Annotated in this window: 14 protein-coding genes; 7 read left to right on the top strand and 7 right to left on the bottom strand. The window is 59.2% G+C overall.

Annotated features, from left to right (window positions below; translation table 11 throughout):
* From TU76_RS05640 to exaC, 5 genes are all read right to left on the bottom strand, one after another.
* Positions 1 to 654, bottom strand: a complete 654-nt coding sequence (locus TU76_RS05640; RefSeq protein WP_019824255.1) for a DedA family protein — start codon at positions 652 to 654, stop codon at positions 1 to 3.
* A 309-nt stretch (positions 655 to 963) separates the two neighbouring features.
* Positions 964 to 1,773, bottom strand: coding sequence for an ethanolamine ammonia-lyase subunit EutC (gene eutC / locus TU76_RS05635; RefSeq protein WP_019824253.1), 810 nt, complete (start codon positions 1,771 to 1,773; stop codon positions 964 to 966).
* 2 nt (positions 1,774 to 1,775) lie between these two features.
* Positions 1,776 to 3,176 carry an ethanolamine ammonia-lyase subunit EutB gene (locus TU76_RS05630; RefSeq protein ID WP_019824252.1) on the bottom strand — a complete coding sequence of 467 codons (1,401 nt, stop codon included), beginning with the start codon at positions 3,174 to 3,176 and terminating at the stop codon, positions 1,776 to 1,778.
* Positions 3,177 to 3,228: 52 nt separating this feature from the next.
* A complete protein-coding gene (eat, locus tag TU76_RS05625; RefSeq protein ID WP_019824250.1) occupies positions 3,229 to 4,674 on the bottom strand; it encodes an ethanolamine permease in 1,446 nt (481 codons plus the stop codon).
* Positions 4,675 to 4,832: 158 nt separating this feature from the next.
* Entirely contained in the window at positions 4,833 to 6,353 is a 1,521-nt protein-coding gene (gene exaC, locus TU76_RS05620; protein ID WP_048351224.1) for an acetaldehyde dehydrogenase ExaC, read from the bottom strand.
* Positions 6,354 to 6,699: 346 nt separating this feature from the next.
* Between exaC and TU76_RS05615 the strand changes: the two genes are divergently transcribed.
* The 4 genes from TU76_RS05615 to TU76_RS05600 all read left to right on the top strand — a co-directional run bounded on the left by TU76_RS05615 (position 6,700) and on the right by TU76_RS05600 (position 10,968).
* A complete protein-coding gene (locus TU76_RS05615) occupies positions 6,700 to 8,586 on the top strand; it encodes a sigma-54-dependent Fis family transcriptional regulator (RefSeq protein ID WP_048351223.1) in 1,887 nt (628 codons plus the stop codon).
* 147 nt (positions 8,587 to 8,733) lie between these two features.
* Positions 8,734 to 10,083, top strand: a complete 1,350-nt coding sequence (mpl, locus tag TU76_RS05610) for a UDP-N-acetylmuramate:L-alanyl-gamma-D-glutamyl-meso-diaminopimelate ligase (protein ID WP_019824245.1) — start codon at positions 8,734 to 8,736, stop codon at positions 10,081 to 10,083.
* Complete coding sequence (gene ubiX / locus TU76_RS05605; RefSeq protein ID WP_019824244.1) at positions 10,080 to 10,709, top strand: flavin prenyltransferase UbiX; 630 nt, start codon at positions 10,080 to 10,082, stop codon at positions 10,707 to 10,709. Before mpl ends, ubiX begins: the two co-directional genes overlap by 4 nt.
* Complete coding sequence (locus TU76_RS05600) at positions 10,702 to 10,968, top strand: YceK/YidQ family lipoprotein (protein WP_048351222.1); 267 nt, start codon at positions 10,702 to 10,704, stop codon at positions 10,966 to 10,968. Before ubiX ends, TU76_RS05600 begins: the two co-directional genes overlap by 8 nt.
* Before the next feature lie 15 nt (positions 10,969 to 10,983).
* Here TU76_RS05600 and TU76_RS05595 read toward each other — a convergent pair whose 3' ends face one another.
* Positions 10,984 to 11,625: an oxidoreductase gene (locus tag TU76_RS05595; protein ID WP_019824241.1), complete on the bottom strand. Its 642-nt coding sequence runs from the start codon at positions 11,623 to 11,625 to the stop codon at positions 10,984 to 10,986.
* A 49-nt stretch (positions 11,626 to 11,674) separates the two neighbouring features.
* The gene (locus TU76_RS05590) at positions 11,675 to 13,357 is read right to left on the bottom strand and encodes a C13 family peptidase (RefSeq protein ID WP_048351221.1); all 1,683 of its coding nucleotides are present in this window, start codon (positions 13,355 to 13,357) and stop codon (positions 11,675 to 11,677) included.
* A gap of 185 nt (positions 13,358 to 13,542) precedes the next feature.
* Here TU76_RS05590 and TU76_RS05585 point away from each other — a divergent pair, with 185 nt between their 5' ends.
* Genes TU76_RS05585 through TU76_RS05575 form a run of 3 tightly spaced genes read left to right on the top strand, consistent with a single transcriptional unit; the run spans position 13,543 to position 15,219 of the window.
* Entirely contained in the window at positions 13,543 to 13,905 is a 363-nt protein-coding gene (locus TU76_RS05585; protein ID WP_019824238.1) for a CidA/LrgA family protein, read from the top strand.
* Positions 13,902 to 14,618: an LrgB family protein gene (locus TU76_RS05580; protein ID WP_019824235.1), complete on the top strand. Its 717-nt coding sequence runs from the start codon at positions 13,902 to 13,904 to the stop codon at positions 14,616 to 14,618. The genes TU76_RS05585 and TU76_RS05580 overlap by 4 nt, the downstream gene beginning before the upstream one ends.
* 10 nt (positions 14,619 to 14,628) lie before the next feature.
* Positions 14,629 to 15,219: an LON peptidase substrate-binding domain-containing protein gene (locus TU76_RS05575; protein ID WP_019824234.1), complete on the top strand. Its 591-nt coding sequence runs from the start codon at positions 14,629 to 14,631 to the stop codon at positions 15,217 to 15,219.
* Positions 15,220 to 15,221: the final 2 nt, after the last annotated feature.

The raw sequence follows: 15,221 nt of genomic DNA, 5'->3' as shown, positions 1-15,221 counted from the left end.
TCAGGCTTTGGCTTTAGACGGAGTACGACCCATGCGGCTGCGGACTACGCCAATAATCATGGGTACCAGCGACAGCAAGATGATGCCTACCACCAGCAAGGACAGGTTTGTCTTGATGAAAGGTACGTTGCCGAAGAAGTAACCCAGGGTTACCAGGCCGCCGACCCACAAGATCGTGCCAAATACGCTGAACATGAAGAAGCGCGGGTAGAACATGCGTGCCACGCCGGCAACAAACGGCGCGAAGGTACGGAAAATTGGCAGGAAGCGCGCCATCGTGACGGTTTTACCGCCATGACGTTCGTAGAAGTCGTGGGTTTTTTCGAGGTAGTCGCGACGGAAGATTTTTGAGTTCGGGTTGCTGAACAAGCGCTCGCCTGCCGTTCGTCCGATCACATAGTTGGTGCTGTCGCCCAGAATCGCAGCCAGCATCAGCAAGCCCCCGAGCAATACAGGGTCCATGCCGCCGCCTGCCGCTACAGCGCCTGCGATAAAGAGCAGCGAATCACCCGGCAAGAACGGCATAACCACCAGGCCGGTCTCGCAAAAAATCACCAGAAACAGGATGGCGTAGATCCATGGCCCGTAATTGTTCACCAGCATGTCGAGGTACACATCGAGGTGCAGGATAATGTCGATCGGGTTGAAATCCATGTAAAGCACCTGTGTTGATGACCCGGCTCTGCAGGTCTGTGCGGGGAGGGGTAGGTAGTTAACTACAACTAATGTAGTTTTTTCGTACTTTTTTAAGGAATCGGATTATACGGATTGAGACGAATTCTGCTGATGGAGTTTGTAGCGAAGCGTGTATTGAATTTCCAGCTGTTCAAAACGTGTAGCCGTTGAGATGCGAAGCGAGGCTGCGACAAGGGTCGCAGGCACAGAAAGATACTCCAGCCGTGGGAGCGAGCCTGCTCGCGAAGATCATTCGCGAGCAGGCTCGCTCCCACGGGGGCTTGATCGTTACTCGCCCTTGAGCAGGAAGTTTTCGCTGGGGGCACCCACGTCCACGGTCTGTACCTGTGCTTCATCCTTCAAGTTGACCCCCGACAATTGCCGACGGCAGGCCTCGCGCATCAAATACGCCAGCCGATGAGCGGCCATGCCATAGCTCAAGCCTTCGAGCCTTACATTGGAGATGCAGTTGCGATATGCATCGGTCAGGCCGATCTTGGGCGCATAGGTGAAGTACAGCCCCAGGCTGTCGGGTGAACTGAGGCCGGGGCGCTCGCCGATCAGCATCACCACCATTCTTGCGCCCAGCAGTTCGCCGATCTCGTCGGCCACGGCGACACGGCCTTGCTCCACCAAAATGACGGGTGACAGTGACCAGCCCTCGGTGGCTGTGTGTTCTTCCATGCGCGCCAAAAAGGGCAGGGTGTGGCGATGAACAGCCAGTGCCGACAAACCATCAGCAACCACCACCGCCACATCGATCCCCCCGGGGTTGGCTTGGGCGTAGTCGCGCAATTGCTGTGCCGAGCTGTCGTTAAGCTTGCGCCCCAGATCCGGGCGTTGCAGGTAGCTGTGGCGGTCAATTGCGGCGCTGTGCAGCAACAGGCTTTCGCGCCCGCGCTCGCTCAATTGCGCGCTCAAGCCCGGGTGATCAAACGGTAAATGCACCGCATCACGGGCCTGGGCGTGAGCAAACTGAAAATCCAGCTGGGCCTGAGTCGGCATACTGGTGCCCGTGCGGCCCAGCGCAATGCGCGCCGGGGTCAGGCGGCGCAGCTCCAGCCACGGGTTAGGGCTTTGGGGCGGGGTGTTGGCCATGTTCAGCGTCCTCCCAAGTGAGCCAGCGCCTGGCGAAATGCGGGTGGCAATTGATGACCGAACTCAATCCGGCCGTCGGCCTGAGTGAAAATTCCGACTTTGCTCAGCCACTGTTCAAACTCGGGTGCAGGCTTGAGTCCCAGGGTTTTGCGCGCATACAGCGCGTCATGGAAGGAAGTGGTCTGATAGTTGAGCATGATGTCGTCCGACCCCGGAATGCCCATGATGAAGTTGATCCCGGCCACGCTCAGCAGCGTCAACAGGGTGTCCATATCGTCCTGGTCGGCTTCGGCGTGGTTGGTGTAGCAGATGTCGCAGCCCATCGGCACGCCCAGCAACTTGCCGCAGAAGTGGTCCTCAAGACCGGCTCGAATAATCTGCTTGCCGTTGTACAGGTACTCGGGGCCGATAAAGCCGACCACGGTATTGACCAAAAACGGTTTGAAATGCCGCGCAACGGCGTAGGCCCGGGTCTCGCAGGTTTGTTGATCCACTGCGAAATGGGCGTTGGCTGATAGCGCGCTGCCCTGACCTGTCTCGAAATACATCAAGTTGTTGCCCAACGTGCCGCGATTGAGGCTTAAACCCGCTTCATACCCTTCCTGCAATACATTCAAGTTGATACCGAAACTGGCGTTGGCCGCTTCGGTGCCTGCAATCGACTGGAACACCAGGTCCAGTGGAACTCCACGATTGATCGCCTCGATTGAGGTGGTGACATGGGTCAGTACGCAGGACTGGGTCGGGATTTCATAGCGCTGAATGATTGCGTCGAGCATGTTCAGCAAGTCGCAGATCGAGGCGATGCTGTCGGTGGCCGGGTTGATACCGATCATTGCGTCGCCGTTGCCGTACAGCAGCCCGTCGAGAATGCTCGCGGCAATCCCGGCCGGGTCATCGGTGGGGTGGTTGGGCTGCAGGCGAGTCGAAAGTCTGCCGCGCAGGCCCATGGTGCCGCGAAACTGGGTGACGACACGGATCTTTTGCGCCACCAGAATCAGGTCTTGCACACGCATGATTTTCGAGACGGCAGCGGCCATTTCCGGCGTCAGGCCTGGCGCCAGGGCGCGCAGGCTATGTTCATCGGCCGCGTCGCTGAGCAGCCAGTCGCGAAAGCCACCGACCGTCAGGTGGCTCACGGTAGCGAAGGCTTGCAGGTCATGGCTGTCGATTATCAGCCGGGTGACTTCATCGGATTCGTACGGGATCAACATTTCTTGCAGGAAGTACGCGAGCGGGATATCAGCCAGCGCCATTTGTGCAGCGACGCGTTCGCCGTCGTTCAGGGCGGCCACGCCGGCCAAAAAATCCCCGGAACGTGCCGGGCTGGCTTTGGCCATCACCTCTTTGAGGCTGTCGAAGCGGTAGGTCTGGGTGCCAACCGCATGAGAGAAAGTTGCCATTCAGGGTGCTCCATGACGCCAGACGCAGCGCGTCTGGCGGATTTCTCAGCGGTTAATGCAGGGCCTTTTCGGCCTGTTGAATAGCCGCGAATTCCTCTTCCGGCGTGCCGGCCACCAAGTGGTGGCGACTGTAGAAAGCGAAGTAGGCAATTAATACTCCATAGATCACCGCAGCGCCAATCACCACCCGTGGATCTACCAGGAACCCGGCGACTACTGCGACGCAAGCGAGCACCAAAGCGATGCCTGAAGTGAAAATACCGCCCGGCGTGCGATACGGACGCTCCATTTTGGGGCGACGAATGCGCAGGGTGATATGCGCGGCCATCATCAGCACGTAGGAAATCGTTGCGCCAAACACTGCCACGAGAATCAGCAAGTCGCCCTGGCCGGTCAGCGACAGGCCGAAACCGATAATGCCGGGAATGATCAAGGCCAGAACGGGAGCCTTGCTCTTGTTGGTTTCGGACAGTTTGCGCGGCAAGTAGCCTGCGCGGGACAGGGCGAATATCTGACGCGAGTAAGCGTAAATAATCGAGAAGAAGCTGGCGATCAAACCGGCCAGGCCCACCAGGTTCACAAAACTGCCCATCCAGGTCGAGCCGCCGTAAGCCTTGCTCAGTGCTTCAACCAGCGGATTACCCGAGGTCATCAAGCTGTTTGCCCCCGCGCCCCCTGGACCAATCACCAGAATCAGCAGGGCGAAGGTGGCCAGTACCAGCATGGCGCCAATCAGGCCGCGAGGCAGGTCGCGCTTGGGGTTTTTGGTTTCTTCAGCGGCCAGCGGCACGCCTTCGACTGCGAGGAAAAACCAGATTGCGTAGGGAATGGCGGCCCAGACGCCGACATAACCGAACGGCAGGAAGGGGCTGGCGCCTTTGGCTTCGGTGACCGGGATATCCAGCAGGTTGGCGACACTGAAGTGCGGCACCATCGCGACCAGAAACACCCCAAGCGCAATTGCGGCCACGGCGGTGATGATAAACATCAGCTTGAGCGCTTCGCCGACCCCGAAAATGTGGATGCCGATAAAGATGATGTAGAACGCCAGATAGATCATCCAGCCGCCAATTCCGAAGAGCGACTCGCAGTAGGCGCCAATGAACACGGCAATGGCCGCGGGTGCGATGGCGTACTCGATCAGGATGGCGGTACCGGTCAGAAACCCGCCCCAAGGCCCGAATGCGCTGCGCGCAAAGCCATAGCCGCCACCGGCGGTGGGGATCATCGAAGACAGTTCAGCCAGCGAAAAGCACATGCACAAGTACATGGTGGCCATCAGCAATGTGGCGATAAACATCCCGCCCCAGCCGCCTTGGGCCAGACCAAAGTTCCAGCCGGCATAGTCGCCGGAAATTACATAGGCCACGCCCAGGCCCACCAGCAGGACCCAGCCGGCAGCGCCTTTTTTCAATTCTCGTTGTTGGAAATATTCACTGCCGACTTTTTCAAAGTCGACAGAGGATGCCGCCGAAGCGGGAGTAGGTTCGCTAGGCATGGGAGTCACCTGTTCTTTTATAGTTTGAGAAAATATGACAGGGAGCAAAGCAAGAGCTGGGCCAAAGGCTCGGTATAGAGCAGTTGAAACCCGTTGTAGGAGCGAGCCTGCTCGCGAACGGCCTTCGCGAGCAGGCTCGCTCCTACGGGTTTGCGGGGTTAGAAGAAGCCCAGCGGGTTGGTGTCGTAGCTCACCAGCAGGTTTTTAGTCTGCTGATAGTGGTCGAGCATCATCTTGTGGGTCTCACGGCCAACGCCGGATTTTTTGTAACCACCGAACGCCGCATGTGCCGGGTACAGGTGATAGCAATTGGTCCACACACGACCGGCCTTGATTGCGCGGCCCATGCGGTAGGCGCGGTTGATGTCGCGAGTCCACAGGCCTGCACCCAGACCAAACTCGGTGTCGTTGGCGATCGCCAGCGCTTCGGCTTCGTCCTTGAAGGTGGTGATGCTGACCACCGGGCCAAAGATTTCTTCCTGGAATACGCGCATTTTGTTGGTGCCCTTGAGCAGGGTCGGCTGGATGTAATAGCCGGTTGCCAGGTCGCCTTCGAGTTTAGCCACTTGGCCGCCGGTCAGCAGCTCGGCGCCTTCAGCCTTGGCGATTTCAAGGTAGGACAGGATCTTGTCGAATTGCTGCTCGGACGCCTGGGCGCCGACCATGGTGTCGGTGTCCAGCGGGTCGCCACGCTTGATCGACTCGACTTTTTTCATCACCACTTTCATGAAGTCGTCGTAGATCGACTCCTGAATCAGTGCCCGCGATGGGCACGTGCAGACTTCACCCTGGTTGAAGAACGCCAGCACCAGGCCTTCAGCGGCTTTCTCGATGAAGGTTGGCTCAGCCTGCATGATGTCTTCGAAGAAGATGTTCGGCGACTTGCCGCCCAGTTCAACGGTCGACGGAATGATGTTTTCGGCAGCACATTTCATGATGTGCGAGCCCACGGGTGTGGAGCCGGTGAAGGCAATCTTGGCAATACGCTTACTGGTGGCCAGCGCTTCGCCAGCTTCCTTGCCGAAACCTTGCACGACGTTGAGGACGCCGGGTGGCAACAGGTCGCCGATCAGTTCCATCAGCACCGTGATGCTCAGCGGGGTTTGCTCGGCGGGTTTGAGGACTACGCAGTTACCGGCAGCCAGTGCTGGCGCAAGTTTCCAGGCGGCCATCAGCAGCGGGAAGTTCCAGGGGATGATCTGCCCGACCACGCCCAGCGGTTCGTGGATGTGGTAGGCCACGGTATTGCCGTCAATCTCGGCCGCGCTGCCTTCTTGTGCGCGGATGCAGCCGGCGTAATAGCGGAAGTGGTCGGCTGCCAGCGGCACGTCTGCATTCAGGGTTTCGCGTACTGCTTTACCGTTGTCCCAGGTTTCGGTCACGGCCAGCAGTTCGAGATTTTGTTCGATGCGATCAGCGATTTTCAACAGCACCAGCGAGCGAGCCTGCACGGATGTCGCGCCCCAGGCATCGGCGGCGGCATGGGCGGCGTCGAGAGCTTTGTCGATGTCTTCTGCGGTCGAACGCGGGAATTCGGCGATGGCTTTGCCGTTCACAGGCGAGGTATTGGTGAAGTACTGGCCTTTGACGGGCGCCACGAATTCGCCGCCGATGTAGTTACCGTAACGGCTCTTGAACGAGACGATCGAGCCTTCAGTACCGGGTTGTGCGTAACGCATGGTGTGTGTCTCCTGGCTTTATTGTGCTTATGGGAGGACGCGCTGTGGCGCTGATACAAGCAGGAGCAAGGGCTGGGCCATATTTGTGAAGTCCTTGTAAACCGTGGCTTCAAGGCTTTTTTGAGGCGATTGGGCAGGGGGTGCTGTGACAGGGCTGATACAGCCGTTGTGACAATTTGTACCATCGACGGTACGGTCGACGACCGGTGAGTCAGTTCGTGATTGCAATGGGCCGCATGCCAGAGGATGCTGGGCATTCGGTTTGGACTGGATCTCTGTTGCCGCTGAGGGTGGGTTGCCTCTGTCGAGCGTGAGGCCACCGAAACAGAGCGGAGAACAATAAGAAATGCACAGCACCGATTTGAGCCGTCACGCACGGCAAGTCATAGATGTCACCCAAGGGCGCCCTCAAGGGTGCGACCCGTCTATCGTTCGTTCCTGGCAACGATGCCTTGAGGATTATCACCTCGATCCCGCACAAACCATCGCTCCGACCGTGCTTGAGCAAGGCCGCATTCTCGAAGGCCGCGAGCGGTTGCAGCAGGTGCTGAAAATCGCCGGTCATGAAATGAACAGCTTGCACCAGCAACTCTCCGGTGCCGGGCATGCTGTGCTGCTCACAGATGCCCGAGGGGTAATTCTCAACTGTGTCACCGCCCCCTCCGAGCGCAAGGTGTTTGAACAGGCCGGTCTTTGGCTGGGTGCCGACTGGAGCGAAGCGCGGGAGGGCACCAACGGGATTGGCACTTGTCTGGTGGAGCGCCAGGCATTGACGATCCATCAGGACGAACACTTTCGCGGTCGACATACCGGGCTGACCTGTTCGGCGAGCCCTGTGTTTGATCCCCAAGGTGAGTTGCTGGCGGTGCTGGATGTGTCTTCGGCCCGTCACGAAGCTTCGCGCCAGAGCCAGTTTCATACCATGGCGCTGGTCAATCTCTCGGCCAAAATCATCGAAAACAGCTACTTTCTGGGCCATTTCGAAAACCAGTGGCTGCTGCGGTTTCACCTGCAGGCGGAGTCGGTCGGGCTGTTCAGTGAAGGCATGCTGGCCTTTGATGGTGACGGGATTATTTGCGCCGTTAACCAAAGTGCCTTGAACCTGCTGGGCCACGTGCGTGACGGGTTGATCGGGCAATTGATCGAGAGTGTGTTCGATTGCCCGCGCGACGACTTGTTCGCCCGGGCCACTCCCCAGGCGACTACCAGTTGGCCGCTGCGCACTCGCGATGGCCGCCGACTGATTGCGGCGCTGCGCGGTCAAGCACGACGTGCGCCTGTTCCGGTCGCGGTACATGTTGAGCCGCAATTGTCGCGCCTTGGCGGGATTTGTCTTGGGGATGAAGCCCTGCAGGTCGATTTTCGCCGTGCGTTGCGGGTGTTTGAGCGCGATGTGCCGCTGCTGATCAACGGCGAAACCGGCTCCGGTAAAGAAGCCTTTGCCAAGGCCGTGCATCAGGCCAGTTTGCGTAGCAGCCAACCTTTTGTGGCGCTCAACTGCGCGTCTATTCCGGAGAGCCTGATCGAGAGCGAGCTGTTCGGTTACCGCGGCGGCAGCTTTACCGGGTCCCGCAAGGAGGGCATGCAAGGCAAGTTGCAGCAGGCCGATGGTGGCACCTTGTTCCTGGATGAAATCGGCGATATGCCTCTGGCGCTGCAAACCCGTCTATTAAGAGTGCTGGAAGACCGTCTGGTGGTGCCGATTGGTGGCGAACCACTAGAGGTTAACGTGCGCATCATCAGTGCCACGCACCGCAACTTGCAGGAGCGCGTAGCCCACGGCAGCTTTCGCGAAGATTTGTATTACCGTCTTAACGGGCTGGAGGTTGGTCTGCCAGCGTTGCGCGATCGCACTGACAAGTCGCAGTTGCTGGACTTCTTGCTGGCAGAGGAGGCGGGCGGACAACCGTTGCGGATCAGCCAGGGCGCGCGCGAGGCGCTGCTGGAGTTTGCCTGGCCGGGCAACGTGCGCCAATTGCGTAATGTGCTGCGCACCCTGGCGGCTTTGTGTGACGACGACGTAATCCAGTTCGGCGACTTGCCTGCCACTATTCGCCTGGCTCCGTCCAGGGTCCCGGAACCTTGTGAGCACCCGCTTGAAGATGCCGAAAAGCACGCCTTGTTGCTGGCGCTCGAACTGCACCGCTGGCACATGACCCATACGGCGCTGCAATTGGGGGTTAGCCGCAATACCCTTTATAGAAAGCTGCGCAAGCATGGGATTGAGCGCTGAGCAGAGCGACTTCACGTGTGTGGGAGCTGCGGTCTGCCTGGCAAACCGCGGTGATGTCATCGCGAGCAAGCCCGCTCCCACATGAATCATCAGGTGCGAAACTCACCCCCCTGCGCTACCCTTCGCCGATGATTTACGAGGTCGACTATGCACATTCATATTCTTGGTATTTGCGGCACTTTCATGGGTTCGCTGGCGGTTCTTGCCAAAGAACTGGGCCATCACGTTACCGGCTCTGACGCTAACGTTTATCCGCCAATGAGCACCCAGCTGCAGGCTCAGGGTATTGAATTGACTCAGGGCTATGACCCGTCTCAGCTCGATCCGGCTCCAGATGTGGTGGTGATCGGTAATGCGTTGTCGCGGGGCAACCCGGCGGTGGAGTACGTACTCAACAAGGGCTTGCCGTATGTGTCGGGCCCGCAATGGCTCGCCGACCATGTGCTGCAAGGCCGCTGGGTGCTGGCCGTGGCCGGCACCCATGGCAAAACCACTACCAGCAGTATGCTGGCCTGGGTGCTGGAACACGCAGGCATGGCGCCGGGGTTCCTGATCGGTGGCGTGCCGCAAAACTTTGCGGTATCGGCCCGTCTGGGAGACACGCCGTTCTTTGTGGTTGAAGCCGATGAATATGACAGCGCCTTTTTCGACAAGCGCTCGAAGTTCGTTCACTACCGCCCGCGTACGGCGATCCTCAACAACCTTGAGTTCGATCACGCCGATATCTTCCCGGACTTGCCTGCCATCGAGCGCCAATTCCATCATCTGGTGCGCACCATTCCGAGCGAAGGGCTGGTGATCCATCCGACCACCGAGCCTGCCTTGCAGCGTGTGATCGAGATGGGCTGCTGGACGCCGGTGCAAACCACGGGCGAGGGCGGCCAATGGCAAGCTCGTCTGCTCAGCGAAGACGGTTCGCGTTTTGAGGTGCTGTTTGACGGCGTCATGCAGGGCACTGTCGAGTGGGACATGACCGGCCAGCACAACGTGGCCAATGCCTTGGCGACCCTGGCGGCTGCACGCCATGTGGGCGTTGTGCCGAACCTGGCGATTGATGGCTTGAGCGCCTTTAAAAGCGTGAAACGTCGGATGGAAAAAGTCGCTGAAGTTCACGGCATTACCATTTACGACGATTTCGCCCACCACCCGACTGCGATCGCGACCACGCTCGACGGCCTGCGCAAGCGCATTGGTGATGCACCGCTGATTGCCGTGATTGAGCCGCGCTCCAACTCCATGAAGCTCGGTGCTCACCGTGATGGTTTGCCGCAAAGTGTGGTTCAGGCCGATCACGTGGTCTGGTACGCACCGGCCAATCTGGGCTGGGATCTGGCGGCGACAGTTGCGTCGAGTCCTGTGCCGACGAAGGTCTGCGATTCGCTGGAAGCCATCATTGCCGAGGTCAAGGCCCAGGTTAAGCCGGGCGCCCATGTGGTGATCATGAGTAACGGCGGCTTCGGCGGGCTGCATGGCAAGCTGGCGGACGCGCTGCAATGAGCGGCCCGGAGCGTATAACCCTGGCCGTCACCGGCGCATCGGGCATGCAGTACGCCCTGCGTTTGCTCGACTGTCTGGTGCGGGAGGATCGCGAAGTGCACTTCCTGATCTCCAAGGCGGCGCAATTGGTGATGGCAACCGAAACCGACGTCAGCCTGCCGGCCAAACCACAGGCGATGCAGACGTTCCTGACTGAATACACCGGGGCTGCTGCCGGGCAGATTCGGGTGTACGGCAAGGAAGACTGGATGTCCCCGGTGGCTTCGGGGTCAGGTGCTCCGGCGGCGATGGTGGTGGTGCCCTGTTCGACGGGTACGCTGTCGGCGATTGCTACTGGCGCCTGCAACAATCTGGTGGAGCGGGCGGCCGACGTGACCCTCAAGGAGCGTCGCCAGTTGATTCTGGTGCCGCGTGAGGCGCCGTACTCCAGCATCCATCTGGAGAACATGCTCAAGCTGTCCAATATGGGGGCCGTGATCATGCCAGCGTCTCCCGGTTTCTATCATCAGCCGCAGACCATCGATGACCTGGTGGACTTTGTGGTGGCGCGGATCCTCAACCTGCTCAACATCCCCCAAGACATGCTCCCGCGATGGGGTGAGCACCATGTAGGCGGCGATGAATAAAGCGCTTTTGGCTTTGCTGGCGGCGGCTCTGGTGTGTGGTTGCGCCAGCGTACGTACGCTCAATGCAGCAAAGCCGGGCACCCGGCTTGATCTGTATGCGTTGCAAGGCGGGTGTTGCGCCAAGGATCGCTTTGGCGCCGAGGCCCCGCGATACCCCGGTCTGGACCTGCCCGCCAGCGCGTTGCTCGACACGGTAGTGTTGCCGTTGTCGGTGCTGACCGCGCTGGGTGTCGGGTTTCAGGCCAGTGGTGGTTTGTAGCGAACCGGTGGCGGGCTACTTGCCCAGCTTGCGTAAGTCATCCGACTCAATCACCCGCACGCCGTCCTGTTCTTCCAGCGCCAGGCGCCAAAGGGCCCGAGCCAGTTGGCAGGCCTCGATGCCGTGGTACTTGCCCGGAATCAGTTTGGATAATGGCCCAGCGATTTGCTCGGCCAGTCGAGGCTCTACACGGTCTCCCAGGAGTAGCGAAGGGCGTGCGATGGTCAGTTGCGGCCAGTTTTGGGCGCGCAGCGATTGCTCCATTTCGCCTTTGACACGGTTATAGAACACCGACGATTTTGGGTCGGCGCCAATGGCACTGACCACAATCAGGTGTCGGGCACCCATTTCTCGTGCGCGTTTGGCGAAAGCCACCACCATGTCATGGTCCACTGCGCGGAATGCAGCTTCCGAGCCTGCCTGTTTGATTGTGGTGCCCAGGCAGCAGAAGGCCACATCGACCCGGCCACTGAGCTGGGGCAGGAATACGGCTGGATCACCTACCGGGTTTTCCAGGTGCGGATGCGCCGCCAGAGGCTTGCGCGAAGGGGCAAGCACGCGAGTGATGGTGGGTTCATTGAGCAGGCGGTCGAGCAACAGTTCGCCCGTAAGACCGGTGGCTCCAGCGAGCAAAATATGTGAAGGCGTCAAGTGCATAGTGTTTCTCCCTTGATACAACCAGCTTAGCCATTCCAGGGTTATTTGCTTACTGCAAAGCCTGTTTTGCTTGTTGATGACGCAAGCGTTGCCAGTGGTTCAGAACGCCTTTTGGCGCCCATATTTGAGGTTCGGAAGGTTCGTAGCCATCAGCCAGCTCACGCTCGGCGACGTAGTGTTTGGCCAGCTTAAAGGCTTTTTGCAAATCGTCTGTCTGGTTCAGGGCCTGAGCAAACAAGGCATTGCCGAAGTAGGTGAAGTCGGCTTCTTCCGAGCAGCCGAAGGACACGCGATCAGCCTTGGATGCGGTCATGATCAGGGTTTTTTCATCCTTGAGTGCGGGGATAAAGCCGCCCGAATAGCAGGATGAAATCACGATGACCTTGTCGCGGTTTTTCAGGGGGACCAGCGCCGCCGCCAGTTCGTCAGCGGGCAGATCTGCCAGCTCCAGGCGGGGCTGATCCAGCACCAGTTCGTGCTCTTGTGTGCCGTGGCTGGTCAGGTAAATAAATATCAGGTCTTCCGGGCCAGTGCGTTCGGCCAGGGTAAGGGCCGCACGGTGCAGATTCTCGCGGGTGGCCATGGGGCGATCGAGCAGGTGATCACGGTGGTTTACCAGCGTGATCTGGCCGCGGCTGCCAAAGCGACTGGCGAGCATGTCGTTGACGTAATCGGCTTCACGCTTGAACACGCTCTGCTTGCCGTCGCCTGCGAGCACCAGGCTGTACAGCTCAATGGCCGGTGTCGACGGTGCAACACCCGCCAATGCCTCGTTGAGCAGCGTGCCTTGGTTGAGCAACCCCAGTTCCAGCGGATCGGGCAAGACAGTGCCATTGGCATCGCGGACTCGCTGGCCGTTAACCCAGAAACCGCTTTGCACGGTGCCATCGGCCAGCGTCAGGGTGCCCTCGCCCTGGTAGGTGTCTGCGGCAAATCCGCCCACATAAGTGCTGGCGTCGGGCAAGCTCAAATGGCCCTGACCGTTGAAGCGCCATTCGTTGAACATGCCGCGATAGTGGCTGCCGTCGATGCCGATCAGCTCGCCCTTGCCGGTCAATGCGCCGTCTTTGAACTCGCCGACCCAGACATCTCCGTCGGCATTTTCATAGCGACCTTTACCGTTCAACTGATTGTGCTTGAACGCGCCTTCGTACTGGTCGCCGTCGGCACTGTTGAAGACGCCGTTGCCCTCCAGCTCGCCATTGACGAACTGGCCGGTGAATTCATTGCCGCTGGCATCGCTGCGCATCCCTTCCCCGTGGGGCTTGCCGTGGGAAAACTGGCCTTTGTACTGGCTGCCGTCTTCCAGTTCAAGCTGGCCGTTGCCCGAGAACTGGTCATCCTTGAAATCCCCTCGATAGCTTAAGCCGGCTTCTTTGCGCGTGCCTTCACCTTCGCGTCGCCCTTGCTTGAAACCGCCCACATAAGTGCTGTCGTGAGTGGTCAGGCTGCCTTGGCCGCTGAATAAGCCTTGTTCAAACCCGCCGCGATACACATCGCCATTACTGGCGTGCCATTCACCCTGGCCTTGCCACAGGCCATTTTTGAAGTCGCCTGCGTACCAGTTGCCGTTGGGGTAGTCGATGCGTCCCTGGCCTTGCAGCAACCCGTTGACCACTTCGCCACGATAACGCCCGCCATCGGGCAGGCGTGCGTCTGGCGGTAACAGCGATTCACCGTCACCGCAGGCCGTCAGCAGCAGGGTCAAAGCAAGGGGGGCAAATGGGCGCATAGCGGGATCCGGATAATTAAGCCACCGAGTATGCCGTAGCAATGGAGGGTGTCTATAGGCCCGGATGAAACATCGAGACTAATTCAGTGTTGCTGTGTGAGCCCGGGCCGGCAAGGTTTGGCAATGCCGGTGGTGGCGGGGACGTGCTTATAATGCGGCACAAAAATATTCGCTGGAGAGGTGAGATGTTGTTACGCGGCTTGACGTGGCTGGTGCTGTTTCAATTGCTGGGCACTGCGCTCAATCACTTGTTCGTCCCCGTGTTGCCCGGCCCTATTATTGGGCTGCTGCTGTTGCTGGGGTTTTTTATGGTGCGGGGACAGGTCGGCGAGCCATTGAGTCTGGCTGCCAGCAGCCTGTTGCGTTATCTGCCTTTGCTGCTGGTGCCACCCGCCGTGGGCGTCATGGTGTATGCCGCTGATATTGCTGCTGACTTTTGGGCTATCGTCGGGGCGCTGGTACTGTCGTTGTTACTCTCGATGGCGTTTGTGGGCGTGCTGATGCAACGCTTGCTCAAGCGTCACAGTCATCCTGAGGAGCGGCCATGAGCGTTCAATGGCAAGGCGCCTGGGAATCAGTGATCCATCATCCGCTGTTTGGTATCGGCATCACCTTGGGCGCCTATCAACTGGTGCTTGCGGCTTACGAAAAAACCCGCTGGATTTTCCTGCAGCCCGTACTGGCCTCAATGCTGCTGGTGATCGGTGTGTTGCTCAGTTGCGGCTTGAGCTATGCCGAGTACCGTGAGAGCACGAATATCCTGAGTATCTTGCTGGGGCCTGCGACGGTGGCGCTGGCGGTGCCGCTGTACCTGAACCTGCGACGAATTCATCAATTGTTCTGGCCTATTTTAACTACGCTGGTGGTTGGCGGTGTGTTTGCCACCGGTCTGGTGGTGCTGCTGGCGTGGTGGTTTGGGGCAGAGCACATGATGTTGATGACCCTTGCGCCCAAATCCGTCACCTCGCCGATTGCCATGTTGGTGGCTGAACAGATTGGCGGTGTGGCGGCACTGGCGGCGGTGTTTGTGTTGATCACTGGAGTGATTGGCGCCATTTGCGGGCCTGGCCTGTTACAGCTTTTGGGGGTTCATAGCCCGGAGGCCCGGGGCATGGCACTGGGGATGACGGCACATGCAGTCGGCACGTCGGTGGCCTTGCATGAGAGTGAAGAGTGCGGTGCTTTTGCAGCGTTGGCGATGAGTTTGATGGGCGTTGCCACGGCGGTATTTTTGCCGTTGGCCGTGACCCTCGTGGTGTAAGGGTGAGTGTATGACGTTGCCACTGTTTCCTTTGAAGACGGTACTGTTTCCGGGGTGTGTACTGGATCTGCAGATTTTTGAAGCGCGCTACCTGGACATGATTGCCCGCTGCATGAAGCAAGGCACGGGCTTTGGCGTGGTGTGCATCCTTGATGGCCGAGAAGTCGGCAATGCCCCGCAAGACATCGCCGGGATCGGCTGCGAAGCGCTGATCCGCGACTTTCAGCGCCAGGACAATGGACTGCTGGGAATTCGGGTCGAAGGTGGGCGCCGCTTTGAGGTGCTGAGTACTGAGTTGCAGCGCGACCAGTTGTTGGTAGCGCAGGTCGAATGGCTGAGCGAGATCCCCGAACAGCCGCTTCAGGATGAAGACCAGGACCTGCTGGCCTTGCTCAAGGCTTTGGCCGAGCACCCGATGGTCGCAGCCTTGAGCATGAATACCGAAGTCGCGGGGCAGCAGTCATTGGCCAATCAACTGGCGTACCTGTTGCCTTTTGCCGAAGCAGACAAGATTGAGCTGCTGCAGGTCGATGACCCGCAGCAGCGTCTGGACGGGATTCAAGTGCTGCTCGATGAGATTCAGGGCGAGGCGTTCACCTGACA

Origin of the sequence: Pseudomonas psychrophila (assembly GCF_001043005.1) — a bacterium.
In the GTDB taxonomy this organism is placed as follows: Bacteria; Pseudomonadota; Gammaproteobacteria; order Pseudomonadales; family Pseudomonadaceae; genus Aquipseudomonas; species Aquipseudomonas psychrophila.
Note: the sequence above shows the minus strand (reverse complement) of the source record. Positions and strands in the feature narration are given on the sequence as shown.